Annotated in this window: 24 protein-coding genes, 1 pseudogene and 1 other annotated feature; of the genes and pseudogenes, 9 read left to right on the top strand and 16 right to left on the bottom strand. The window is 67.8% G+C overall.

Going from position 1 to position 24,464, the window contains the following annotated elements:
- The first annotated feature begins 3 nt into the window (after window positions 1-3).
- Genes E1P53_RS03535 through E1P53_RS03550 form a run of 4 tightly spaced genes read left to right on the top strand, consistent with a single transcriptional unit; the run spans window position 4 to window position 2,517 of the window.
- The gene (locus E1P53_RS03535; protein WP_109237012.1) at window positions 4-420 is read left to right on the top strand and encodes a nuclear transport factor 2 family protein; all 417 of its coding nucleotides are present in this window, start codon (window positions 4-6) and stop codon (window positions 418-420) included.
- Entirely contained in the window at window positions 417-1,451 is a 1,035-nt protein-coding gene (locus tag E1P53_RS03540; protein WP_131733819.1) for an LLM class F420-dependent oxidoreductase, read from the top strand. Before E1P53_RS03535 ends, E1P53_RS03540 begins: the two co-directional genes overlap by 4 nt.
- Complete coding sequence (locus E1P53_RS03545) at window positions 1,451-1,906, top strand: SRPBCC family protein (protein ID WP_131733500.1); 456 nt, start codon at window positions 1,451-1,453, stop codon at window positions 1,904-1,906. Before E1P53_RS03540 ends, E1P53_RS03545 begins: the two co-directional genes overlap by 1 nt.
- Before the next feature lie 35 nt (window positions 1,907-1,941).
- On the top strand, window positions 1,942-2,517 hold the full coding sequence (locus E1P53_RS03550; protein WP_131733820.1) for an FKBP-type peptidyl-prolyl cis-trans isomerase: 576 nt from the start codon (window positions 1,942-1,944) through the stop codon (window positions 2,515-2,517).
- A 118-nt stretch (window positions 2,518-2,635) separates the two neighbouring features.
- Here the strand turns inward: E1P53_RS03550 and E1P53_RS03555 are convergent, their stop codons facing one another.
- The 8 genes from E1P53_RS03555 to E1P53_RS03590 all read right to left on the bottom strand — a co-directional run bounded on the left by E1P53_RS03555 (window position 2,636) and on the right by E1P53_RS03590 (window position 12,644).
- Window positions 2,636-4,051 carry a cytochrome P450 gene (locus E1P53_RS03555; protein ID WP_165484394.1) on the bottom strand — a complete coding sequence of 472 codons (1,416 nt, stop codon included), beginning with the start codon at window positions 4,049-4,051 and terminating at the stop codon, window positions 2,636-2,638.
- 102 nt (window positions 4,052-4,153) lie between these two features.
- Window positions 4,154-5,497 carry a glycosyltransferase 87 family protein gene (locus tag E1P53_RS03560; RefSeq protein WP_131733501.1) on the bottom strand — a complete coding sequence of 448 codons (1,344 nt, stop codon included), beginning with the start codon at window positions 5,495-5,497 and terminating at the stop codon, window positions 4,154-4,156.
- Window positions 5,498-5,601: 104 nt separating this feature from the next.
- Complete coding sequence (locus E1P53_RS03565) at window positions 5,602-6,024, bottom strand: globin domain-containing protein (protein WP_131733502.1); 423 nt, start codon at window positions 6,022-6,024, stop codon at window positions 5,602-5,604.
- A gap of 160 nt (window positions 6,025-6,184) precedes the next feature.
- The gene (locus E1P53_RS03570) at window positions 6,185-8,596 is read right to left on the bottom strand and encodes an ATP-binding cassette domain-containing protein (protein WP_181954798.1); all 2,412 of its coding nucleotides are present in this window, start codon (window positions 8,594-8,596) and stop codon (window positions 6,185-6,187) included.
- 205 nt (window positions 8,597-8,801) lie between these two features.
- Window positions 8,802-9,212 (bottom strand): VOC family protein, encoded by a 411-nt coding sequence (locus E1P53_RS03575; protein WP_109237006.1) that lies wholly within the window; start codon window positions 9,210-9,212, stop codon window positions 8,802-8,804.
- Between the two features lie 20 nt (window positions 9,213-9,232).
- On the bottom strand, window positions 9,233-9,664 hold the full coding sequence (locus tag E1P53_RS03580) for a helix-turn-helix transcriptional regulator (protein ID WP_131733503.1): 432 nt from the start codon (window positions 9,662-9,664) through the stop codon (window positions 9,233-9,235).
- A gap of 42 nt (window positions 9,665-9,706) precedes the next feature.
- Window positions 9,707-11,371 carry a phospho-sugar mutase gene (locus E1P53_RS03585; protein WP_131733504.1) on the bottom strand — a complete coding sequence of 555 codons (1,665 nt, stop codon included), beginning with the start codon at window positions 11,369-11,371 and terminating at the stop codon, window positions 9,707-9,709.
- Between the two features lie 43 nt (window positions 11,372-11,414).
- A complete protein-coding gene (locus E1P53_RS03590; protein ID WP_131733505.1) occupies window positions 11,415-12,644 on the bottom strand; it encodes a glucose-1-phosphate adenylyltransferase family protein in 1,230 nt (409 codons plus the stop codon).
- Window positions 12,645-12,710: 66 nt separating this feature from the next.
- Between E1P53_RS03590 and E1P53_RS03595 the strand changes: the two genes are divergently transcribed.
- The 4 genes and pseudogenes from E1P53_RS03595 to E1P53_RS03610 form a co-directional block, all read left to right on the top strand.
- On the top strand, window positions 12,711-13,814 hold the full coding sequence (locus E1P53_RS03595; protein WP_181954812.1) for an NAD(P)/FAD-dependent oxidoreductase: 1,104 nt from the start codon (window positions 12,711-12,713) through the stop codon (window positions 13,812-13,814).
- Window positions 13,815-14,116: 302 nt separating this feature from the next.
- Window positions 14,117-15,235, top strand: coding sequence for a DUF222 domain-containing protein (locus E1P53_RS03600; protein WP_244941109.1), 1,119 nt, complete (start codon window positions 14,117-14,119; stop codon window positions 15,233-15,235).
- Window positions 15,187-16,439, top strand: a protein-coding gene (locus E1P53_RS03605) for an IS3 family transposase (protein WP_131733353.1) whose coding sequence is annotated in 2 segments (ribosomal slippage) — window positions 15,187-15,481 and window positions 15,481-16,439 — 1,254 coding nt in all. Because the reading frame shifts where the segments join, the coding sequence is not laid out codon by codon here. The genes E1P53_RS03600 and E1P53_RS03605 overlap by 49 nt, the downstream gene beginning before the upstream one ends.
- Window positions 15,471-15,602: a sequence feature (AL1L pseudoknot), on the top strand. It overlaps the preceding gene by 132 nt.
- Window positions 16,440-16,457: 18 nt before the next feature.
- Window positions 16,458-16,700 (top strand): annotated as a pseudogene (locus E1P53_RS03610) (HNH endonuclease); the annotation flags it as partial.
- A 333-nt stretch (window positions 16,701-17,033) separates the two neighbouring features.
- On the opposite strand, the gene E1P53_RS03615 reads toward E1P53_RS03610, so the two are convergent.
- From E1P53_RS03615 to E1P53_RS03640, 6 genes are all read right to left on the bottom strand, one after another.
- Window positions 17,034-18,020, bottom strand: coding sequence for an oxygenase MpaB family protein (locus E1P53_RS03615; RefSeq protein ID WP_006899407.1), 987 nt, complete (start codon window positions 18,018-18,020; stop codon window positions 17,034-17,036).
- Between the two features lie 120 nt (window positions 18,021-18,140).
- Window positions 18,141-18,911: a VOC family protein gene (locus E1P53_RS03620; protein WP_131733507.1), complete on the bottom strand. Its 771-nt coding sequence runs from the start codon at window positions 18,909-18,911 to the stop codon at window positions 18,141-18,143.
- Window positions 18,908-19,234: a hypothetical protein gene (locus E1P53_RS03625; RefSeq protein WP_131733508.1), complete on the bottom strand. Its 327-nt coding sequence runs from the start codon at window positions 19,232-19,234 to the stop codon at window positions 18,908-18,910. The genes E1P53_RS03620 and E1P53_RS03625 overlap by 4 nt, the downstream gene beginning before the upstream one ends.
- A gap of 35 nt (window positions 19,235-19,269) precedes the next feature.
- Entirely contained in the window at window positions 19,270-19,491 is a 222-nt protein-coding gene (locus E1P53_RS03630) for a DUF3263 domain-containing protein (RefSeq protein ID WP_109236985.1), read from the bottom strand.
- 215 nt (window positions 19,492-19,706) lie between these two features.
- The gene (locus E1P53_RS03635) at window positions 19,707-20,852 is read right to left on the bottom strand and encodes a DUF475 domain-containing protein (protein ID WP_131733509.1); all 1,146 of its coding nucleotides are present in this window, start codon (window positions 20,850-20,852) and stop codon (window positions 19,707-19,709) included.
- On the bottom strand, window positions 20,849-21,133 hold the full coding sequence (locus tag E1P53_RS03640; RefSeq protein ID WP_083900193.1) for a hypothetical protein: 285 nt from the start codon (window positions 21,131-21,133) through the stop codon (window positions 20,849-20,851). Before E1P53_RS03640 ends, E1P53_RS03635 begins: the two co-directional genes overlap by 4 nt.
- Window positions 21,134-21,445: 312 nt before the next feature.
- Between E1P53_RS03640 and E1P53_RS03645 the strand changes: the two genes are divergently transcribed.
- Window positions 21,446-21,790 (top strand): RNA polymerase-binding protein RbpA, encoded by a 345-nt coding sequence (locus E1P53_RS03645; RefSeq protein WP_006899413.1) that lies wholly within the window; start codon window positions 21,446-21,448, stop codon window positions 21,788-21,790.
- 121 nt (window positions 21,791-21,911) lie between these two features.
- Here E1P53_RS03645 and E1P53_RS03650 read toward each other — a convergent pair whose 3' ends face one another.
- Entirely contained in the window at window positions 21,912-22,733 is an 822-nt protein-coding gene (locus E1P53_RS03650) for a polyprenol monophosphomannose synthase (RefSeq protein ID WP_006899414.1), read from the bottom strand.
- Entirely contained in the window at window positions 22,717-24,306 is a 1,590-nt protein-coding gene (gene lnt, locus E1P53_RS03655) for an apolipoprotein N-acyltransferase (protein WP_085950499.1), read from the bottom strand. Before lnt ends, E1P53_RS03650 begins: the two co-directional genes overlap by 17 nt.
- Window positions 24,307-24,464 lie beyond the last annotated feature (158 nt).

Below are 24,464 nucleotides of genomic sequence, written 5' to 3' on the forward strand. Positions count from 1 at the left end.
TGCATGAAGCAGTTCCGAGAGGCCGTCGAGGCCCGCGACGCCGACGCGATGAGGGATCTCCTCGCCGACAACGTCGTCTTCACCAGCCCGGTCGCGTTCAAGCCGTACCCGGGCAAGGCGATCACCTCGGCCATCCTGCGGGGCGTGATGCGCGTCTTCACCGACTTCCGCTACGTCCGGGAGATCAACGACGACGGCGGCCGGGACTCGGCACTCATCTTCGAGGCCACCGTGGACGGCAAGCGCGTCACCGGCTGCGACTTCATCCACGTCGACGAGGAGGGCAAGATCGACGACTTCATGGTGATGGTCCGCCCGCTGTCGGGGGCGCAGGCCCTCGCTGCGGCCATGGGCGCGCAGTTCGACCAGATCGCGGCCGAGGCCGCCGCCGAGGAAGCCGCCAAGGAGGCCGGCCGGTGAAACTCGGACTGCAGCTGGGATATTGGGCCGCGCAGCCGCCGGCCGGTCACGCCGATCTGGTCGCCGCGGCCGAGGAGGCGGGCTTCGACTCGATCTTCACCGCCGAGGCGTGGGGATCGGATGCCTACACTCCCCTCGCCTGGCTCGGGTCGTCGACGAACCGGGTCCGCCTCGGGACGTCGGTGCTGCAGCTGTCGGCGCGGACGCCCACCGCGTGTGCGATGGCGGCGCTGACGCTCGACCACCTGTCCGGCGGCCGGCACATCGTCGGCCTGGGTGTGTCGGGACCGCAGGTCGTCGAGGGGTGGTACGGGCAGAAATTCGCGAAACCGCTTGGCCGCACCCGCGAATACATCAACATCATGCGTCAGGTGTTCGCCCGCGAGGCGCCGGTGACGAGCTCCGGCCCGCACTACCCGCTGCCGTACACCGGCGAGGGCACGACCGGACTCGGCAAGCCGCTCAAGCCGATCACGCATCCACTGCGGTCGGACATCCCGATCATGCTCGGCGCCGAGGGACCCAAGAACGTGGCGCTGGCCGCCGAGATCGCCGACGGCTGGCTGCCGCTGTTCTACACCCCGCGGATGGCCGACACCTACAACGAGTGGCTCGACGAGGGATTCGCGCGTCCGGGCGCACGGCGCAGCCGCGAGGACTTCGAGATCATCGCCACCGCGCAGATCGTCATCACCGACGACCGCGCGTCGACATTCGCGGCGATCAAGCCGTTCCTGGCCCTCTACATGGGCGGGATGGGCTCCGAGGACACCAACTTCCACGCCGACGTGTACCGCCGGATGGGCTACTCCGACGTCGTCGACGAGGTCACCAGGCTCTTCCGGTCGGGCCGCAAAGAGGAAGCGGCGCAGATCATCCCGGACGAGGTCGTGAAGGACTCGGCGATCGTCGGCGACCTCGACTTCGTGCGCGAGCAGATCAAGGTCTGGGAGTCGTGCGGCGTCACCACGATGTTGGTCTCACCGCGCTCCATCGAGGAGATCAACCGGCTGGCCGAGCTGATCCGCTGATGGCCGGCCGGATCACGATCGTCGACGACGTCGTACGGTTCGACGCCCCGGCGCCGACGGTGTTCGACTACCTCACCGACCCGCGCAACCGGGCGCAATGGCAATCGAGCCTGCGGCGCGTCGACGACGTGGCCGAACTCGGAGACAGGCCCGGTGACGTCGGGACGAGCTGGACCGACGTCACCGTGGTCCCCGGGGTGGCGCCCCGGCTCGAGGTGACCGCGTGCGAGCCTCCGCGCCTGTGGCGCGAGATCGGGACGTGGCGGTCGGTCGACGCGGTGCTGACGCTCGAGTTCGACGACCGGGACGGCGGCACCGATGTGCGGGCGCAGGCGATCCTCACGGTCCCGACGATCGGGGTGCCGGTGCTGCTGGTGAACCGGTGGCCGGCGGCGCGGGCGATCCGGGCGGATCTGCGGCGTGCGGCACGGATTGTCGCCGACAGCGCTCGGTGAGACACCCCTGCTCGGGTAGCGTCGGCGGGGTGAACATGAAGAATGTGATGCTCGCGCTCGGCGCGGCCCTCGTCCTCACGGTGGCCGGCTGTAGCTCCGACTCTGATTCCGATTCGACTGCCGCCGACACCACCGCCGCTTCGGGCGTCGAGAGCTGCCCGGCCGAGCCGACCAAGGCCGACGCCTCCCCGCAGTGGACGCTCAAGGGCGCGACCGGGGAGCTCGAGGTGGTCGCGGCGACCGAGAACGAGGCCCCGAAGATCACCGTCGAGGCGCCGTTCAAGGTCGACGAGACCGAGGTGAAGACCCTGGCCGAGGGAGACGGCGAGGTCGTCGCGCCGACGGCGACCGTCACGGTCTGCTACCTCGGCGTCAACGGCCGCACCGGAGAGAGGTTCGACGGCAACTACCGCGAGGGCGGCTCCCCGGCGACCTTCTCGCTCGACGGTGTGATCCAGGGCTTCAGCAAGGCCATCGCCGGCCAGAAGGTCGGCTCGCAGGTGGCCGTCGCGATGACGCCGCAGGACGGTTACCCGCAGGGCCAGCCCGCGGCCGGGATCGAGCCAGGTGACACCCTGATCTTCGAGATCGGAATTCTGTCGGCCGCGTGATCGATTGCGGCCGTGTGCGATTGTGACAGAGCCGCTTTCGGCGCTTGATCGATTAACCGGATTGCACGACAACGCCCGGAGGTCATGACGACCTCCGGGCGTTCTCGCATCTCGACCGCTACAGCGCGCGGTGGCGGATGTCGATCGGCAGGCCGTCGGCCGGGGTCGGGCCGGTGCCGTAGGTGAGCTCCGGCGTGTAGTCCGCGGGGACGGTCCACTCGAAGCGCTGCAGCATCTGGTGCAGGATCGACTTCACCTCCATGCCACCGAAGTACAGGCCGATGCACTTGTGTGCGCCACCGCCGAACGGGGCCCACGCGAAGCGGTGGACCTTGTCCTCGCGGCGCTCCGGCGAGAAGCGCTCGGGATCGAATTTGGTGGGATTGGGCCACCACTCCTCGCGCAGCATCGTCGCCCACGGGTGGATGGCGATGAGCGTGCCCTTCGGGATGTAGTGCCCGCAGATGTCGGTGTCCTCGATCGCCATCCGGAACAGCATGCCGACCGGGGCGTTGAGGCGCAGCGCCTCCTTGAACGCGAGGTCCATGCTCGTCAGCTTGTCGATGTCCTCGTAGTCGAGGGTCGGCTTGCCGAGGGCCAGCGACTCCTGACGCAGCCGTTCCTGCCACTCGGGGTTCTTGCCGAGGTAGTAGGTCAACATCGACAGCGCGATGGTCGACGTGTCGTGGGCGGCCATCATCGCGAAGATCATGTGGTTGACGATGTCCTCGTCGGAGAACGACTCGCCCTCTTCGCTCTCGGTGTTGCAGAGAACGCTGAACAGGTCGTCGGCGTCGTTGCCGCGGCGCAGCGGGATCTCCGAGCGGAAGTACTCCTGCAGGGCCTCGCGCCCGCGCAGGCCCTGCGCCCAGGTCCAGTTGCCGACGTCCTGGCGGATGAGCGCCTGGCCGCCGCGTACCGCGGCCTCGAAGGCGCGCTCGAGGCGGTGCGCCTCGGCCTCGGACACGTGGGCGCCCATGAAGACCTCGGTCGCCAGCGACAGCGTCAGGTCCTTGGTGTTGGAGTACATGTGGAAGCCCTTGCCCACCTGCCAGTTGGCGAGGGTCTTCTCGATGTGCGGCGTCATGATGTCGAGGTAGCCGACCAGACGCTTGTTGCTGAAGGCCTGCTGAAGGATGCGACGGTGCTGCATGTGCTCGTCGAAGTCCATGAGCATGACGCCACGGCGGAAGAACGGGCCGATCATCGGCTCCCAGCCGAGCTCGCTGGAGAAGGCCTTCTTGCGGTTCATCCAGACCGTCTCGATGGCGTCGGGGCCGACCAGCGTCACCATGTTCATGCCGAGTGCGCCTGACCACGAGACCGAGCCGTACCGCTCGAAGCGTTCCATTGCCAACTTCAGCGGGTCCGCGAGCGCCTCGAGCGTGTTGCCCAGGAACGGGAGGCCCGGGTCGCCCATGACCGGCTTGAGTCCGGAACCTGCCGGCGGCTCGGCCAGCGGGCGCGGCTTGCTGGGATACATGCTGCTCACCTTGCCGAGCACGCCCTGGATCTGCTTCTTCCGACTGACCATCTGACACTCCCCGTTGATCCGATGTGCGTTACATCACCATGCACCATTGGAACGGATTTTCCGGCTTGTTTCAAGAGGCGTGTCGGTGAAGATCTGAGCGGGTCAACCGACCCAGCTGTCCGGGACGGGCTTCGTCGCGGCCGGCCGTGGCGCGCAAACCCCGAGGGCGATGATCACGGCCAGGCCCCAGATCAGGTACGACGACCCGACCAGGTGCTGCCACCAGACCCAGCTCAGCTCCGCGTCGTAGCGCTGCGGGATGCGCTGATGCGGGGACACTGCGAACACGACGAGACCGGTGCCGATGAGCCACCACCAGATCGCAGACGCGCCCGGGCGGACCGCGAAGGCGGCCAGCGTCAGGAGCAGGGGCACGATCCAGACCCAGCTGTGGTCCCAGGCGACCGGTGAGCAGAACAGGGCCGCGAAGGCGACGGTGAGAACGGACGCGACGTCGGTCGGACCGTCGGGCCGCGCGGTGGTGCCGGCCTCAGCGGCCTCGGTCGCGGGGGCCAGGGTTGCGGGGGGCTTGGCCGCGGGGGCCAGGGTTGCGGGGGCCTCGGATGCCGAGATCAGCCGCCACGCCGCCCAGGCGATGACAAGACCGACGATCAGCGACGCGACGAACCAGGCGACCGTGGACTCGGTGCCGAGGCGGCCGAGCTCGCCCTTGAGCGACTGGTTGTTGGCGAAATGCGGGCTGCCGATGCGGTCGGTGTCGAAGAGCGTCGAGGTCCAGTAGGTGACCGAGTCGTCGGGCGCGACGAGGTAGCCGATACCGGCGTAGGCGACGGCGGAGACCGCGCTGACGACGAGGGTGCGCCAGTCGCGACGCAGAAAGAACAGCAGCAGGAAGACCGCCGGGGTCAGCTTGATCGAGATGGCCAGGCCGACCAGCAGCCCGCTCCACCACTTCCCGCGACCGACCAGGGCGTCGACGATCACCAGCGTCATGAGGACGAGGTTGATCTGCCCGAAGTTGAGGGTGTCGCGGACCGGTTCGAGCCAGAGCCCGACCGTGGTCGCGGCGACGGCCAGCCACCAGAGGTCGACGTTCGGCCGGACGGACAGGTGCCCGAGGACGATGCGGCAGACCAGCAGCAGGCACGCGATGGAGATCGCCGCGAAGACCGCCTGGCCGACTCCGAGCGGGACGACGGTGAAGATCGTGAACAGGGCCGCGGCGAGCGGCGGATAGGTGAAGGGCAGATACGCACCCTCGGCGAGCTGCGGCAGGGGGCCGTAGAGGTCGCCGCCGTCGAGCAGGACCTGCCCGCCCAGCCGATAGACGTCGAAGTCGATGCGGTACGGCACCGGCGGCTGGTTGGGCAACAGGAAGATCGCCGCCGCAGCGCTCGCGAGGAAGACGACCAGCGCCAGTCCTCGTGCCCATGTCGAGTGAAGGAAACGATCGATCCCCTGCCGGGGAATGTCCACAACTGTCACGAGCCCTCTCTCTTCCGAGCGGGATCGTATCGCGGACGGTCGGGACCTCAGCGGGGGCGGCGGTGACCCCGCTGCAGGCCTGGGCTGTCAGACGATCTGCGGTCTCAGGCGGCGCCGGATTCGGCCGCCTCCTCCGGATAGCCGTCGAGCATGATGCCGGCGACTGCTCCGAGCGCCTCCTGCCACGCCTCGGTCATCGCGTCGGTCCATCGGTCGCCACCGATCTCGCTCATGACGGCGATCATGCATTCGGCGACCGCCGAGTACATGGGCCGGGTGACGCCGAGTTCGGCATGGCGCTTTCCGAGCGCGTGCAGATTGGTGGTGAGCCACTCGGCGTCCTCGAGGTGGTCGAGGACCGAGACGACCGCGGTCCGCAGCATCTCGGCCTGCACGCGAGTGTCGCGCTGGAACATCGGCTGCACCGCGGGGTAACGCTCGAAGAGGATGTCGTAGAACCTGACCGTGAGACCGGCATCGGGGAGATCGACGAGGGCGAGGCTTTCTTCCAACAGTTGTTTGTCCATGCACAGACACTGACGCCGCCGCGTTGCGTCGAGGCTGTGGCGCCGCAAGGGGCGGGTAACGGTGATCTCACACGGCCCCGAGCGGGCTGTGAGATGCGCGGAACCAACGCCATGACCCCACACCGCAGGTGAGCGCGGAGCCGGAGCCATGGCGTTGGGGTCAGGCGCCCACGTATTCGGCGAGGTGCTTGCCGGTGAGCGTCGACCGGTCGGCGACGATGTCGGCGGGCGTGCCCTCGAACACGATCCGTCCGCCGTCGTGGCCGGCGCCGGGGCCGAGGTCGATGATCCAGTCGGCGTGCGCCATCACGGCCTGGTGATGCTCGATCACGATGACCGACTTACCGGAGTCGACCAGACGGTCGAGGAGTCCGAGCAGCTGCTCGACGTCGGCGAGGTGCAGGCCGGTGGTCGGCTCGTCGAGGATGTAGACGTCGCCCTTCTCCCCCATGTGCACGGCGAGCTTGAGGCGCTGGCGTTCGCCGCCGGAGAGTGTGGTCAGCGGCTGTCCGACCTTGATGTAGCCGAGCCCGACGTCGACGAGTCGCTTCAGGATCTTGTGCGCGGCAGGCAGTTTCGCATCGCCGGAACCGAAGAACCCCTCGGCCTGCGCGACGGACATCTCGAGCACCTCGCTGATGTTGCGGCCGCCGAAGGTGTACTCGAGCACCTCCGGCTGGAATCGCTTGCCCTCGCACACCTCACACGGCGCGGCAACTCCCGCCATCATCGCGAGGTCGGTGTAGACCACGCCGGCACCGTTGCAGTTGGGACATGCGCCGTCCGAATTCGCGCTGAACAAGGCCGGTTTCACCCCGTTGGCCTTGGCGAACGCCTTGCGGATGGGTTCGAGCAGGCCGGTGTAGGTCGCCGGGTTGGAGCGTCGGGAACCCTTGATCGCGGTCTGGTCGATCGAGACCACGCCCTCGCGGTTGGCGACCGAGGAGTCGACCAGCGAGCTCTTGCCGGATCCGGCGACACCGGTCAGGACGACGAGGACCCCGAGCGGGATGTCGACGTCGACGTTTTGCAGATTGTGCTTGTCGGCGCCGCGCACCTCGATCGTGCCGGTGGGCGTGCGGACCTCCGGCTTGAGTTGGGCGCGGTCGTCGAGGTGACGTCCGGTGAGGGTGTCGGCCTTGCGCAGATCCTCGACGGAACCCTCGAAGACGATCTCGCCTCCGTCGGTGCCCGCACCCGGGCCGAGGTCGACGACGTGGTCGGCGATCGCGATGACCTCGGGCTTGTGTTCGACGACCAACACCGTGTTGCCCTTGTCGCGCAGGGCCAGCAGCAGGTCGTTCATGCGTTGGATGTCGTGCGGGTGCAGGCCGATCGACGGCTCGTCGAAGACGTAGGTGACGTCGGTCAGCGACGACCCGAGATGACGGATCAGCTTGGTGCGCTGGGCTTCACCGCCGGAGAGGGTGCCGGCCGGACGATCCAGGGAGAGATAGCCGAGGCCGATGTCGACGAAGGACTGCAGGTGCTCGCGCAGGCTCTTCAGCAGGGGTGCGACCGACGGCTCGTCGAGTTCGGACACCCACTCGGCGAGGTCGCTGATCTGCATGGCGCAGGCGTCGGCGATCGAGATGCCCTTGATCTTCGACGACCTCGCCTCGGCGGTCAGGCGTGTTCCCTCACACTCCGGGCAGGTCTGGAAGGTGATGGCGCGGTCGACGAACGCCCGGATGTGCGGCTGCATGGCCTCACGGTCCTTGCTCAGCATCGACTTCTGGATCTTCGGGATGAGGCCCTCGTAGGTGACGTTGATGCCGTCGACCTTGATCTTCGTCGGCTCCTTGTAGAGGAGGTCGTCGAGCTGTTTCTTGGTGAATTTCGCGATCGGCTTGTCGGGGTCGAAGAAGCCACAGCCCCGGTAGATCCGCCCGTACCAGCCGTCCATAGAGTAGCCGGGGATGGTGAGGGCGCCCTCGTTGAGCGACTTCGTCTCGTCGTAGAGGGCGGTGAGGTCGAAGTCGGAGACCTCGCCGCGCCCCTCGCAGCGCAGACACATGCCGCCGGTGATCGAGAAGCTGCGCCGCTCCTTGACCTGCCGGCCGCTCTTGGTGACGGTGACCGCGCCGGCGCCGCTGACCGACGCGACGTTGAACGAGAACGCCTGCGCCGGACCGATGTGCGGCTTGCCCAAGCGGCTGAACAGGATTCGCAGCATGGCGTTGGCGTCGGTGGCGGTGCCGACCGTGGAGCGCACGTTGGCGCCCATGCGTTCCTGGTCGACGATGATCGCCGTCGTGAGTCCCTCGAGCACGTCGACGTCGGGCCGGGCCATCGCCGGCATGAAGCCCTGGACGAAGGTGCTGTAGGTCTCGTTGATCAGTCGCTGCGACTCGGCGGCGATCGTGGAGAACACCAGGGACGATTTGCCCGAACCCGACACACCGGTGAAAACGGTCAGACGGCGTTTGGGCAGTTCGACGTCGACGTCCTTGAGGTTGTTCTCGCGGGCACCGTGGACCCGGATCCGGTCATGCGTGTCGGCCTGATGCACACCGGGGTCATCGGTGCCGGGCTTCGTCGAGCGGGAGGCGGAACTGGTGGCTTGGCTCATCGTCTCTCCATCAGGCCACGACCGTTGGGGCGCAGCGATCTTCACGATTCGTACAGATTTCGGCAGGCGCCTCGGCACCGGCTCGCAGGTCGTAGGCGGTCTGCGTCTGTGGGTCCCCGTCGATCCAACCACGTTCGCGGTCGGGGTCGCCGGGGCTTTCGGCGAAGGCCTCCGGCGGCGGGAGCCGGCCCGGCCCGCACACGGGTCAGCTCGCCTGGTCGATGCGGATGAGGTTGCCGGAGGGATCCCGCACGGCGGCGTCGCGCACGCCGTAGGGCTGATCCATCGGCTCCTGCACCACGTCGGCGCCCTCTGCCTGCAGCTTCTCGAACAGGCCGTCGAGGTCCTCGGTGGCGAGAGTCAGTGCGCCGTAAGCACCCTTGGCGATGAGTTCGAGGATCGTCTGGCGCTCGGCGTCGGTGATACCGGGTTCGGCGCCGGGCGGATACAGGACGACCGAGGTGCCGGGCTGGTTCGGCGGTCCGACGGTGAGCCACCGCATGCCCTCGTACCCGACGTCCTTGCGGACCTCGAAACCGAGGAGATCGCGGTAGAAGCCGAGTGCCGCTTCGGCATCGGTGTGCGGGAGGAATGCGTACTGGATGGTGATGTTCATGGGATTCAGGCTAGGCAGCGTCAGCCGCGCCGCGCTTCTCGATTCCTGATCGGTCTGGTGACGTTCTTGGCCATGCACGACGGGATGCCGTCGGCCTCGTCGGCGAAACGCTCCCGGTAGACGGTCGGGGAAACCCCGACGAGCTCGGTGAAGCGCGTGCTGAAGGTGCCCAGTGATTGGCAACCGACCTCGAAGCAGACCTCGGTGACGCTGAGGTCGCCCCGGCGGAGAAGGGTCATCGCGCGTTCGATACGGCGGGTCATCAGATACGAGTACGGGGATTCGCCGTAGGCCTGTTTGAACTTTCGGCTCAGGTGTCCGGCCGACATGTTCACGCCGCGCGCGAGCGCCTCGACGTCGAGGGGTTGCGCGTACTCGCGGTCGATCCGGTCGCGGACCCTGCGTAGCAGCGTGAGGTCGCGAAGACGCTGGGCGTCGTCGGATCGGGGCATGGCCTCGATGGTAGGCCCGGTCCCCGGATCCGGGACGCGGCTTCAGCTGCGCAGAAGCGTGGCGACGTCGCCCTTCAACGCGGCGAGGCGAGCGGCGGCCGCATCCCGCGGGATCGTGCCGTCCGGGCAGCCGAGGACCACCTCGAGGTAGCACTTCAGCTTCGGTTCGGTGCCCGACGGCCGGATGACGACCCGGTCGTCGGCAGCAGTCCGCAGGAGGATGCCGTCGGTCGGCGGGAGGCCTGCGGAGCCGTCGGCGAGGTCGCGGAACTCCACGACGTCGGAGCCGGCGAGCGAGGCGACGTGCGAGTCGCGGAGCCGGGACATCATCGGGGCGATCTCGGCGACGTCGTCGACGCGGATCGTGAGCGGCGCGGTGGCGTGCAGGCCATGGCGTCGGGCGAGGCCGTCGAGCTGGTCCTCCAGGGTCCGGCCGCGTCGGGCCAGGTCCTCGACGAGGTCGACGACGCGGACCATCGCGGAGATGCCGTCCTTGTCGCGGACCGTTTCCGGATCGGTGCAGTAGCCGATCGCCTCCTCGTACCCGAACCGGAGGTCGGAGGTGCGCGCGATCCACTTGAAGCCGGTGAGCGTCGCCGCGAAGTCCAGTCCGTGGTGGGCGGCGATCTTGCCGAGCAGCCGGCTCGACACGATCGAGCAGGCCAGCGTGTGCCCGGCACGGTCGGGGTCGGAGGCGGCCTGCTCCCCCAGCAGCCAGCCGAGCTCGTCGCCGGACAACTGTCGCCAGCCGCCGTCGCGGGTGGGTGTCGCCACCGAGCAGCGATCCGCGTCGGGGTCGAGGGCGATCACGACGTGCGCGTCGACGGAGCGCGCGAGGTCGAGGGCGAGGTCGAGAGCACCTGGCTCCTCCGGGTTGGGGAAGGCGACGGTCGGGAAGTCCGGGTCGGGCGTGAACTGGTCGTCGACGACATGGACGTCGGAGACGCCCGCGCGGTCGAGGACGGCGAGCGCGGTCTGCCCTCCGACCCCGTGGAGAGCGGTGAGCACGACGCGCACCGGACTGGGTGCGGTGGAGCGTCGGAGCCCCGCGGTGCGGCGGATGTAGGCGTCGACGATCTCGTCGTCGAGCTCGGTGATGCCGGCCGTGATCCGTGGGACCTCGTCGGCCGGTGGTGCGGCGTCGATGCGGGCGGCGATCTCGACGTCGGCGGGCGAGATGATCTGGACACCGCGCCCCGCGTCGTCGGTCGCGCGCCCGCCGAGATAGACCTTGTAGCCGTTGTCCGCGGGCGGGTTGTGCGAGGCCGTGATCATCACCCCGGCGTCGCAGTCGAGCGCACGCGTGGCGTATGCGGTGAGCGGGGTGGGCAGCCGACGCGGGAGTGTGAGCACGGTGAGCCCCTGCGCGGCAAGGACTTCGGCAGTGGCGTCGAGGAAGGCGTCGGAGCCGCGCCGGGCGTCGCACCCGACGACGACGCGGGCGTCCGGACCGACGGTGTCGACGAGGTAGCGACCCAGGCCGTGGGTCGCGCGGACGACGGTCGCGACGTTCATGCGGCTCTCCCCCGCCCCGACCTCACCGCGCAGGCCGGCGGTGCCGAAGGTCAGGGGTCCGCGGAATCGGGACCCCAGTTCGGCGACTGCGGCGGCGTCCCCTCCGTCGGCGGCGTCGATCAGCCGGGTCAGTTCGGCACGGGCGGCCGGGTCCGGGTCGTGGTCTCGCCAGGTGCGCGCGGTCTCGATCACGCGCGCGAGGCTATCAGCCCAGGTCGTCTCCCATGCGGCCGTGTCAGCGGACTCGGCGGTTGGACCCGACGCGCGCTCCCATCGCGACCCGGGCCCCGCGAAGAATCTGCGTGTCCATGCCGACGAGGGTGATCTTCTCTGTCGGGACCGGGCGAATCCGGGGGTGCCCGCCGACAGTTGCGTTCGGTCCGACCCGGACACGTTCGTCGACGATCGACCAGGCGACCGTCGCGCCGGCGCCGATGACCGAGTCGGCGAAGACGATGCTGTCGACGACCGTCGCGCCCTTCTCCACTATGACCCCGGGGCCGAGCACGCTGCGCCGGACGGTGCCCCGCACGCGGGACCCACTGCTCAGGAGACTGTCCTCCACGACGGATCCGGCGTCGACGCGGGCCGCGGACCGCTGGGGCTGGTTGGTGAGGATCGGCCGGTCCGAGCGGAAGACGTCGATTCTTCCACCGATCAGGTCACGGTGCGCCTGCAGATAGGTCTCGGGGCGCCCGGCGTCGATCCAATACCCGGACATCGCGTGGGCGACGGTCTTCCCGCGGTCGACGAACCACGGCAGCAGGTGCTCGCCGAAGTCGCCGAGGCCGGTGTCGTCGGCCGCCGAGTCCCGGGTGGTGGCGCGCTTGAGGGTCTCGAGACCCTCGACGAGGACCTCCGGGTCGTAGATGAAGATCTCGGTCGCGATGGTGCGGATCTTCGCGCGGTCGGGCTTGTACCGGAACTCTCGGACGGTGCCGTCCCGGCGGACGGTGACCGTGGCGTGTTGCGACGCCTCGTCGAGCGAACACGTGGTGGTGACGACGGTGCACTCCGCGCCGTGGCCTCGGTGGGTGTCGAGGGCGTCGCGGAAGTCGAAGTCGTAGACATGGTCTGCGCTCATCACGATGACCTCGGCCGGAGACCGCTCGGCGATGCGGTCGCGGATGCGGTAGAGAAGGTCGGCGTTGCCGGTGGCGAAACCGTCCTCGGTCTCGGCTGCATCGGTCTGCTCGGGCATGACGATCCGGAGGCCGCCGCGAGTCCGGTCCAGGTCCCAGGGCCGCCCGCCCGCGACGAGTCGGGTGAGGCTCTCCGCCTGGTACTGCACGCACAGCCAGACGTCGTCGATGTGGGAGTGGTGCAGGTTCGACAGCGGGAAGTCGATCAATTGGTAGTTCCCCGCGAACGGCAACGCCGGTTTGGCACGCCGATCGGTCAGGACCTCCATACGGGAACCACGCCCGCCGGCCTGCACGATCGCGAGTACGTCTGAGTGCCTCATCAACCAAGTGTGCCCGAGGCCGGAGGCCGCGTCCGGTAGGTTCGCTGTGCAAACCGGGAGGACATGGTGGAACGAGTCGAGTGTCTGGTGGTGGGCGGCGGGATCGTCGGGCTGGCGGTCGCGCGGGCACTGGCCGAGACCGGCCGCGAAACGGTGGTGCTGGAGGCCGCGGATACCGTTGGCGCGCAGACGACTTCGCGGAGTTCAGAGGTCATCCACGCCGGGATCTACTATCCCGAGGGCAGCCTGAAGGCGCGGTTGTGTGTACGAGGCCGCGAGATGCTGACGCGGTATTGCGACGAGCGCGGGGTTGCCCGGCGCCGGCCGGGAAAGCTGATCGTGGCGACCGACGAGGCCCAACTCGGACGACTCGAGATACTGCTGCGGCACGGGCTGGCGAACGGGGTCGACGACCTGCGTCGGGTCGGCGCCACCGAACTGCACGAGCTGGAGCCCGAAGTGCGTGGGGTGGGTGCGCTGCTGTCGCCGTCGACCGGGATCGTCGACGTCGCCGGTGTGGTCCGTGCCTTGCGACGCGACGTCGAGGACCGTGGAGGCGCTGTGGCGTTGCGCAGCAAGGTGGTCGGCGGACGGATCGACGGCAGCGGAGCGACGGTGGAGCTGGCCGATGGGAGTTCGGCGTCGGCGAAGGTCGTCGTGAACTGTGCCGGGCTCGGCGCGTGGGATGTCGCGCGGTCGCTCGACGGTTACGACGGCCCTGTCCCCCGGCGTCATCTGGCCAAGGGAAACTACTTCGGATTGTCCGGTGCGCGTGCGCCTTTCGCTCATCTCGTCTATCCCGTCCCGGTCGACGGCGGCCTCGGTGTGCATTTCACGATGGACCTCGACGGCGCCGCCCGGTTCGGTCCGGACGTGGAGTGGCTGGACGCTGACGAACCGGACTACTCGGTCGACGAGACCCGGCGGGATTCGTTCGAGGAGTCGATCCGGCGGTACTGGCCGGGTCTCCCCGACGGCGCGCTGACCCCTGCCTACGCCGGCGTCCGACCGAAGGTCGGGGGTCCGGGTGAGGCCACCGCGGACTTCGCCATCCTCGGCCCGGACGAGCACGGGGTTCCCGGACTCGTGCACCTGTTCGGGATCGAGTCCCCGGGGATCACCTCCTCGTTGGCCATCGGAGAGTACGTGGTCGGGGTGTTGGGTGGCTGAGGCGTGGGCGGCGCGTGGTGCCCTGAGGCCTTGACGGCCGGGCGGCTTCCCGGGATCGCGAACCGGCTTTCGATGGTCCGGCGATGATCGATTCCGCGGTGCCAGAAGACTTCTCGCACGCTCCGGCCGGGTGTCGCCGGTGGGGTTCCCGCTCGGGCTCGCAGTCCGGGAGGGTTGCCGGAGTTTCTTGTCAGACCCCTCATGTACAACGGATGTAAACGAATTGTTGATGACTGTGCAGCCGACGACGCCGCTCCCTTGAACGCCGCACCCCACGTCCCGTCAGCGTGAAAGCAGCAGTCATGTCCACCATTCCTCTCGAGGAGATCCTCGACCTCCTCATCCAGAAGCGGCCACCGGCCGACGACCCCACCGGTCAAGCCACCCACACCGCCCTCACCACCTGGCTCAAGATCCGCAACATCGCAGACCACCAGATCACCACCCACACAGCCACACTCACCCCCACCGCCGACAGGGCCGGCACCACACCCACCAGAATGCTCATCACCCTCGGCTGCCCACCCGCGGCCGCCACACGATTCGCACACAACGCCACCCACCTCGACACCCTCTGCTCCACCACCGGCCACGCCGCCGACGCCCGACTCCCCGCGGAAACCGTCGACGCCATCACCCGCGGCATCACCACCATCGCGCGACGCTGCCCCACCCCGCTCTCCGACACCACCCGCCGCGAGTACGAAACCGACCTACTCACCCAAGCGCTGTCCGGCGCCACCCCGGCCGAGATCCGCACCCGCGCACACACCATCGCCACCACCCTCACCGACACCGCAGGCGCCATCCCCGCCTGCGACGACAAGAACCTCGACACCCTGTCACACGCGATCACCGATGACCGACGCATCGACTTGCGCGCCAACATCACCCAGGTCGTCGGCGAAAAGCTGATCGCCATGATCGACGAACGCGCCATCCCCCGACCCGAACCCGACGGCTCACCCGACCGACGCACAGCCGACCAACGCCGCGTCGACGCACTGGAATTGCTGCTAGATCACGCAGCACTCGGCGCAGCCACCGACACCATCGGCGCACCCCGCACCCAGATCTCCCTGCTCATCCCCGCCGACGGGGGCGACCCCGCCACCATGCCCTGGACCGGAGCAATCACCCACGCCACCGCCCGACGCCTTTCCTGCGACGGCACCATCACCGAAATCATCATCGACGGCGATACCGTGCCCCTACAGATGGGACGCGAACGCCGACTGTTCCCACCCCACATCCGCAAAGCGGTCACTATCCGCGACCACACCTGCATCGCATGCGGCGCACCACCCTCGCATTGCCAAGTGAACCGTCCTGGGTCTGGTGGAGACCGTGATCTCACCAGGAGAATGCCGGTATGGCTGCACCAAGGAAGTTCGATCCAGAGACCCGCGAGCGGGCTGTGAGGATGTATCACGACCACCTCGCCGAGCACAGCGGCGCGAAACTCGCCGCCCGCGAGCATGTAGGCGCGCTGCTCGACATCAACCAGGCAACGTTGCGCAACTGGATCGAGAAGGATAAGCCGATTGTCACCACACGGGGAACGACGACGGTGAGCGAACAGGACGCCGAACTGGCTGCGCTTCGCAAGGAGAACGCCGAATTACGCAGGGCAAACGAGATTTTGAAGACCGCGTCGGCGTTTTTCGCAGCGGCGGAGGTCGACCGCCGACTGCGGTGATCGTCGACTACATCGACGCTCACAAGGGCCGGTTTGGGGTCGCCCCGATCTGCCGAGTGCTGACCGAGCACGGCGTGCAGATCGCCCCATCCACCTACTACGCCCGCAAACACGCGGGTCCGGTCTCGGCAACACAAATGGCCGAGGCGTACGACGCTCATACCGTCTACCAGGCGTTTCAGCGTAATCGCGGCGTGTACGGCGTTCGTAAACTGTGGCACACGATGCGCCGTGAGGGCCGGGTGATGGGCCGCGATCAGGTAGGCCGGCTGATGGAGATCTGCGGCATCACCGGAGTCGTGCGCGGCAAGCACCGCACAAGCACAACCCAGCGTGATGATCGCGCGCCGCGCCATCCTGATTTAGTGGATCGGCAGTGGTCGCTGCCGTCGCGTCCGGACCAGTGGTGGGTGGCGGATTTCACCTACTGCTGGACGCTGTCGGGATTCGTCTACACAGCGTTTCTGGTCGATGTGTACTCGCGACGGATCCTGGGTTGGCGGGTGATGACGAGCAAGACGACACCGCTGGTGACCAGCGCTCTCGAGCAGGCCCTGTTCACCCGAAGAAGGACCGACTTCTCCTTTACTGCAACAGGTTTGATTCATCACAGCGATGCGGGAAGTCAATACACCTCGTTCGCCTTCACCGAGGCGCTACGCGACTCCGGCCTGGCCGGCTCGATCGGCTCAGTTGGCGATGCCCTGGACAATGCGTTGATGGAATCGACGATCGGGTTGTACAAGAGCGAACTCATCGACCGCCAGCGCTCCTGGACCGGACGAGCCGAGGTCGAACGCGAAACCGCCGCATGGGTGCATTGGTACAACACCGAACGGTTGCACTCGGCAATCGGCTACTGCCCGCCGGTCGAGTACGAGACGCGCTACCGTGAGACCGTCGCCTCCGAAGCGGAGGTGGCCTAAACCAGGTCTCCATCCGACCCAGGACGGTTCAAAGTCCACCACATCGAACACTGGACCGAACACGACGGCGAAACCAACCTCGACAACGGCTGCCTACTCTGCCAACGGTGCCACACCCGAGTCCACCACCACGGCTGGAACATCACCCTCGGCCACGACCGCCACCCGTGGCTCATCCCACCCACCGACATCGACCCACACCAACGCCCGCTACCCGCCCACAACCGACGCACCATGACACTCGACGCACTCGCAGCCTGACCCGGACCCGCCGTCAGGGCCGGCACTCGAATCGGGCGCGGACTGGAAAGCCCAACCCCATCAGGGCGTCGAGGGAACCGTGACCACGAGTCCCTCGTCTGATCCACCACCTCGCGCGGGCCGGCGGACCCGCACTCCCAGAACCCAGGTTCCGCGGGCTGCTCCGGCAGACCGCACGTGCTCTTTGAGAACTCAACAGTGAACAACGATGCGGGTCCACAGACACGGATTCCGTTCGCGCTCACCGATCCATGTCGGTTGAGCGCGAACGGAATCCGTGGAGGTACCGAGTCGATGCGCCCCCAACACCGTCGCCTCGACCCGGCTGGTCGATCATCGAGAGGCGTACTTGTACGCAGCGCTCTTCTTCTCGCGTCGCTTCATCGCCTGGATGGCGTCGTTGTGTCGGCGGGCGTGGTACGCGAGCGGGAAATAGGTGAGTCGCTCGGGCAGGGTCCGGTAGGCGACCCGTAGCCGGGCGTGGATCTTCTCCAGGTGGCGCTGTTCCTCGTCGGTCCAACCGAGGCCGAGGATCTCGCGCACGCGTGGGTCCATGACCCCGACGGTGGTGAGGTAATTGAAGTTCTGGAAAGGCACCGATGCGGTCGCGGCGACCTTCCGCAGCGCCGGTCGCAGGGGCTTGGGCACCGTCTTCGGGACCGGCGGCGCCGTGCGCATCTGTTCGATCAGTTCGACGGCGACCGGGTGACGCACCAGCTTGTTCTCGATGAAGTCGTCGAAGTACTCGTCGAACTCCTCGAGTGTCTCCGGATACCCCTTCATGGGGACCTGGAGGATCTTCGCGATGCGCCGGTTGTCGCGGAGCAGCTCCTTGCGTTCCTCCTCGGAGAACTCGCGGCCCAGCATCAAGGGTGCCGCCGTGGTCATCGTCGGGAATGCGGTCGCGATGACCCATGCATAGGCCTCGGGGTTGAGAGCGCTGATGTGCTTGCCCTCGGCATTTCGCATCTGGAGCGGCTGGTGAAGTCTGCGCAGACGCTTGCCCTCTTCGATGGCCTCCTGGCCGCCGTAGGTCCAGCGCAGGACGGAGTCGGCCGAGCGGATTGCGCGTCCGACCGGGTCCTTGCGGAAGACCGAGAACTTGTCGACGACGTCGCCGATGACCGGATGCATCACCTGCATCACGAACGCAGCGCCGTTGATCGGCAAGAACGTATAAAGCCCCACGAGTTGGGCGGTCAGCGAGTCCGGCGGGATCAACTCGATGTCGGTGTCGCGATGGTTGATCAGCCGATCCGCAGCCCTCTCGTCGGCCTCGGCCGACGTAGTGGCGACGGACTCGTCGTGTACCGCGGTCATGACACCCCTATCTCGACCGAAGCCGCTTTCGACAACATTCGTAGTCAGATTAGCGCAGCAGACGTCGAAAGGACAGACTCAGCTTGTGGACCGGCGACGCACCCCGCGACGTACGAGGGTTCAGGCCGGTCCGATGACGACGGTTCGGGTTCCGAGCGCACGCTCGCGAACGGTGAAGATGCGGGTGCCCTTCTTGCGTCCGGCGCGGATCTCACTGACATCGAGTCCTGCGTCCGATAACCGCGCGTGGGTGACCTCGATGTCGGGCGCCCGCCACGCGACACCCCAGAGCGATGCGGCTGCCGAAGGGGCAGGGGTGTCCGCCGCACGGATACCGGTGACCACCTCGACGATGAGGTCGTCGGCGCGGAAGAAGAGCTGACGAGCAGCGTCGCCGATCGGCTGGTCGAGCCGGAAGTCCAGCCCGAAGACGCCGCCGAACAGCGCGACGGCGCGGTCACGGTCGTCGCCGGCGAAGACGAGATGGTCCATCCCGGTGATGTCGCCGACCGGGATCGGCTCGGAGCCCGAGGCCTCGGCGATCCCGAGTGGCGTCGTCTCCCCCACCGGACCGGGATCGGATTGGCCGTCGGACACCGGGAAGCCCCGTCGGATCAGGAGCCGCCGGGCCGCGGCCAGATCGTCGACGGTGAAGTACACACGATGCTCGGCGTCGAACGCCGCATCGCCCTCGGTGTCGGCGCCGGCGGATTCGCGTAGGCGCAGCTCCGTATTGCCGACGACCACGGAGAACGAGTCTCCTCCCGACGACGAACCGTCCGGAAGGCCCAGGAGCGCGGCGTGTGCTCGCGCGGTGTCGGCGGTGTTCGGGCAGGCGAGTTCGACGAGCACGGTCGGCACGGGACGGGATGACGAGATCGGCGGGATCACCGCTTCTTCTTACCCTTCCGCCGACGGACGGGCGCTATCGGCCGGTGGGTCAGCTGCGCCGAACTGGTGATGTGCCATCGGCCGCACGCGCACTCGTAGTAGCGCAGACTCACGGTCCCAAAGGTCCGCGCCCTGATCCGTTCGATGCCGTCCATCGCCGCGGCCGGCGAGGTGAACGGGAGTTTGTCGGGTGTCGGGCAGTCAGGTAGTTCGGCACGGCGGGCGGAACGCTCCGCTCGACGGTTCTCCATCAGCTCGCGGTATGCCGTGCGTGCCTCGATCTCGCGATAGAACGCTTCGAGTTCGTCGTCGGAGAAGGGCACCACCCGATTATCCCCGCCGACGGCGATGGCGTGGATCAGCGGGCCATCCAGAGGCGACGTTTGATCACCTGGCGCATACGACGCAGTTCGGAGTCGCTGAGGGTTTCCGGCGGATCGGTGTCGACAAGGCGGTCGAGTTCGGCGAAGAAGTCACGGTCGGACACCCCGAACTCTTCGGTGATCTGCTTGGCCGACCCCCCGCCGAGCGGGTACCAGTTCTTCTCGAACTGGATCATCTGCAGCTGCTTGTCGTTCATCCTCACCACCGGCTCGTGTTCGTGCTGGACCCGGGGACGCGCAGTGGTTCGGGGCCCCTCCACCCACGCACCAACGTGACGCACGTCACCAACGTCGTCCTTTGTACACCGGACACCCGCCGGATGACAGGAGGTCGCGCAGAGTGATTCAAACGTGTCCGAAAGGTTCATGGAACCGTCATGAACAGCCCGGCGAAAGGTCGAGACGAAATCCGTCAGGCGTTCACCGACGAGGGCGACTTGCGCTGGGCGTCACGCCGATTCGCGCGGATGCTGCTGGCCAGGGAGGCGCCGATGAAAGCGACCCCGACGAGTCCGGTGACGATCTCGTCGATCTCGTACTCGACGCCGAGGAGCAGGATGACCGCCAGGGCACCGATCGCCCAGTGCGCACCGTGTTCGAGGTAGCGGTACTCCGACAGCGTGCCCTTGCGGACGAGGTAGATCGTGATGGATCGGACGAACATCGCGCCGATGAAACCGAGGCCCAGGGCGATGATGATCGGGTCCGAGGTGATGGCGAAGGCGCCGATGACGCCGTCGAAGGAGAACGACGCGTCGAGGACCTCGAGATAGAGGAAGAGGAAGAAGCCGGCCTTGCCCGCCGCCTTGGTGACCGGCGTCGGTCCGCGGCGTCCGACGGCGGACTCCCCTGCCCCGTCTTCCGCCGCTCCGTCTTGAGCTGGCTGGTCGTCGGGCCCGTCGGACATGAACAGCGAACTCAGTCCGTCCACGGTGATGTAGGTGACGATGCCCAGGATTCCGGCGATCAGCACGGTCGACCGGATGCCGTCCGCGGCCAGGTACTCGGCCGCCAGCACGAGGGACAGCGCGGCGAGCACGACGGGCAGCTGTTCGAGCTTGCCGATCTTGGCGAGCGGGTGCTCGAGCCACGTGAGCCATTTGGGCTCACGGTCGGTGAGCACGAAGTTCAGGAACAGCATCAGCAGGAACATGCCCCCGAAGGCCGCGATCTGGGGATGGGCCTCGGTCAGGATGGTCTCGTAGCTGGGTCGGCCGTCGGCGAAGTGACTCTGACCGTCCGGCGGCGGATTGGTGGCGAGCCGCAGTGCCTCGGCAGGGTCGAGGCCGCCGGTGATCCACACGATGAGCAACGGGAACAGCAGGCGCATGCCGAACACCGCGATGAGGACGCCGACGGTCAGGAACATGCGTTGCCAGAACGCGGTCATCCGCTCGAGGATGGTCGCGTTGATGACGGCGTTGTCGAAGGACAGCGAGACCTCGAGGATGCCGAGGATCGCGCACAGCGCCAGGCCCGTCCAGCCCATGTAGAGGTACGCCACCACCAACGTGATGATCGTGACCACGAAGGAGAGGCCGAAGATGCGGGCGATCACCGGAGCCTCTCGGCTTCCTTCGCGAGTTCGAGCAGGGCGTCGGTCAGTTCGGCGAGGACCTCGTGGTCGGCGCGTTCGGCGACGGCCGTGCCGAGGTCCTCGGCGGCGCAGCGCAACGCGAACATGCGATCGCCGAAGTCGGCGGCCTCCGCGGGCGTGAGGATGACCGCGTCGGCGGGAATGCTGGTGCCCTCGAGTTGCGTTCTCTGTTCATAGGCGCGCTGCCTGCAGGACCGTTTGCAGTACTTGCGACGCCGTCCGAGCTCGGAATCGACCATCATCGAGCCGCACCACGCACATGCGTACGGGCGGCGCCGGTGACGGGACGGCTGTTCCACAACGAAAGACCGTACCCCTTTTCCGGGATCGGACCGCGGTACGGCACGTCGGGTGGCCGCCGGAGCTGAAGACCGCCGCCGGAGCCCGGGTTACGGGCGACAGCGCGGTTGACCGGCAATGACGTCCAGGAGGTCGGATGCGCGTAGAATGTTTCTGTTGACGACTCAGTTGTTGGGTTCGATGGTGAACACCACGCGAACACGCTGAGAGATCCGGCAAACTGAGAATCTGAGGAAGTCTGAGAGGAACCCTTCATGGCAGATCGAGTACTTCGGGGTAGCCGCCTCGGTGCGGTGAGCTACGAGACCGATCGCGACCACGATCTCGCGCCGCGTCGCATCGTCCAGTACCGCACCGACAATGGTGAGATCTTCGACATCCCGTTCGCCGACGACGCCGAGGTCCCCGCGACCTGGCCGTGCAAGAACGGTATGGAAGGCAAGCTGCTCGAGGGCGCAGCGCCCGAGGAGAAGAAGACCAAGCCGCCGCGCACCCACTGGGACATGCTGCTCGAGCGTCGTACCGAGGAAGAGCTCGAGGTTCTCCTCAACGAGCGTCTCGAACTCCTTCGGCAGCGCCGCAAGGGCGCGTCGCACTGAGCGCGAACCCCTAACCGAACACAGAAGCGTGGGCCCGGCAGGACGAACCTGCCGGGCCCACGCTTCTGATCTCGCGAATCCGAGGTCTCGGGATGTCTCCGGGAACGAAGTGCCCTCGGGCCTACTTGTTCCTGAGCACACCCAGCCGTTCGAGGCGGCTCTGGATACCCCAGCGGGCCACCATCGTGAACGCCTCGGACATGACCCCGCCGCTCATCTTGGAGACGCCGATCTCGCGCTCGGTGAACGTGATCGGCACCTCCCGGACGTCGAAGCCGGCGCGGACCGTGCGCCAGGCCAGGTCGATCTGGAAGCAGTAGCCGGCCGATTCGACCGAGTCGAGCCCGATCTTCTCCAGGACGCCGCGACGGTACGCGCGGAAGCCGGCGGTGATGTCGTTGATCTTGGCGCCGAGCGCTAGCCGGGCGTAGGTGTTGGCGCCGCGCGACAGGAACTCGCGGTGCTTGGGCCAGTTGACGAGCTCGCCGCCCGGCACGTAGCGCGAACCGATGGCCAGGTCGGCGCCGGCGTTGATCGCCTCGAACAGGCGATGGAGCTGCTCGGGGGCGTGGCTGCCGTCGGCGTCCATCTCGACGATGACCGGGTAATCGCGTGCCAGCCCCCAGGCGAAGCCCGCGAGGTAGGCCTTGCCGAGCCCGTCCTTCTCCTTGCGGTGCAGAACGTGGAGCCGGCCGGCCTCGGCGTCTGCGCGGGCCAACTCGTCGGCCACCTCGCCGGTGCCGTCCGGGCTGGAGTCGTCGACGACCAGCAGGTGCGCACCGGGAAGGGCTTTCTGGAGGCGCTCGACGATCACGGGCAGGTTGTCGCGCTCGTTGAAGGTCGGAACGACGACCAGCGCACCCGTTCCGTCGTTGCCGACCACGGGAGTCGGCGAGTCACCCGACGGGCGCGGCCCTGTCGTGGCGTCAATCCCCGATGCCATCGAGCTCCTTAGTGTCGTCGGACGCCCGAGCGGCGTCCCTGCGGGACATCAGTGTGAACCTAGTACGCGATCCCAACGCAAACAAAAGACCACCCACGGCGACGACGATGGCCAGTGCCTCCGGCCACACCCCGAGACGGGTGGCGAGGGTCTGGTCGTCGTGGAGGGGAAGCGTGCTGGTCAGCACGTCCGGGGTGAAGATGCCCGATTGTTCCGAGATCGAGCCATCGGCGGCGATGATGGCGCTCACACCGCTCGTGGCGGCGACGACCACGGCACGTCCGTGTTCGACGGCACGCACCTGCGACATCGCCAGCTGCTGGTAGGTCATCTCGGTGCGGCCGAAGGTCGCGTTGTTGGTGGGCACGAACAGCATCTGCGCGCCGTCGCGGACCGACTGCCGGGCCGCCCGGTCGAAGGCGACCTCCCAACAGGTGGCGACACCGACGATGACCTCGGCGGAGTAGCCCGGCACGGTGACCACCGCAGGCCCGCTGCCGGGCCGGAAGTTGCCGGCGAGGTCGGCGTAGGAGGAGAACAGGCGGAAGAACGGCCGCCACGGCAGGTATTCGCCGAAGGGCTGGACGATGTGCTTGTCGTAGCGGTCGACCGGGCCCCGCGCGCCGTCCCACACCAGGACCGAGTTGGTGGGTCGGCCGTCGGGATTGCGCAGCAGGGTTCCGACGAGGATGGGTGCGTCGACCGCCTCCGACGCGGCGGTGATCGATTCCGCGGCGTCGGCGTTGTCGACCGGAGAGATGTCCGAGGCGTTCTCCGGCCACATCACGAAGTCGGGGTGCGGCGCGAGACCGTCGTCGATCGCCTGACCGTATTGCAGAGTGGTCCGCACGTGGTTGTCGAGCACGGCGCGGCGCTGGGCGTTGAAGTCCAGGCCGAGTCGCGGCACGTTGCCCTGCACCGCCGCGATGCGCACCTTCGATCCCGAGATGGTGCGGTCGATCGTGGACGGGGTCAACGCGATCGCCGCGACCGGTGCGAGCAACGCGATCGCCACGGCCAGGGTGCCGGCACGGACGAGGCCGGTCGGCTGGTCGGCGGCGACGGGGCGCGCCTTGGCCGCCGAGCGTCTCAGCGCAGAGGCCAGGATCATCAGCACCCACGCGACCGAGGCGCCGAACAACGCGACCCCGGCCGACAGACCGGGGGCTCCCACCACCGACGCCAGCGGCAGCAGCGGGCCGTCGACCTGACTGAAAGCGACTCTCCCCCATGGGAAACCGCCGAACGGGAAGGACGAGCGGAGTGCTTCGACCAGTACCCAGGACAGCGTGAACCACACCGGCGGCAGCGGGAGTCGCGTCGTCAGGGTCGCGATCGCGCCGAACAGTGCGAGGTATACGGCGAGCGCCGCCGACAGCGCGATCCACGGCAGCGGACCGACGTACTCCCCCACCCACGGCAGCAGCGGCAGGAAGAAGGACAGACCGAAGACGAAGCCGAGCCACGCGCCGGTGCGCACTCGCGGCCTGCCCACGTAGAGGGCCGCGAACAGCATGCCGAGGGAGAGAACGGCGAGGAACCAGAGATTGCGGGGCGGAAAGGCGGCCCACATGGCGACACCCGACGCGACCGACACCAGAGTCCGCCAGGCCCAGTCGACGGTGAGCGAGTCGCGCCCGATCCGGAACCGGCGACGACGGCCGCCGGGCCCGGAACCGGCGACCTCGGCACCGCCGGGTTCCGAGGTCTGCGGGGTACCCGTCACATCCG

The organism is Gordonia paraffinivorans (genome assembly GCF_900683595.1).
Lineage (GTDB): Bacteria > Actinomycetota > Actinomycetes > Mycobacteriales > Mycobacteriaceae > Gordonia > Gordonia paraffinivorans.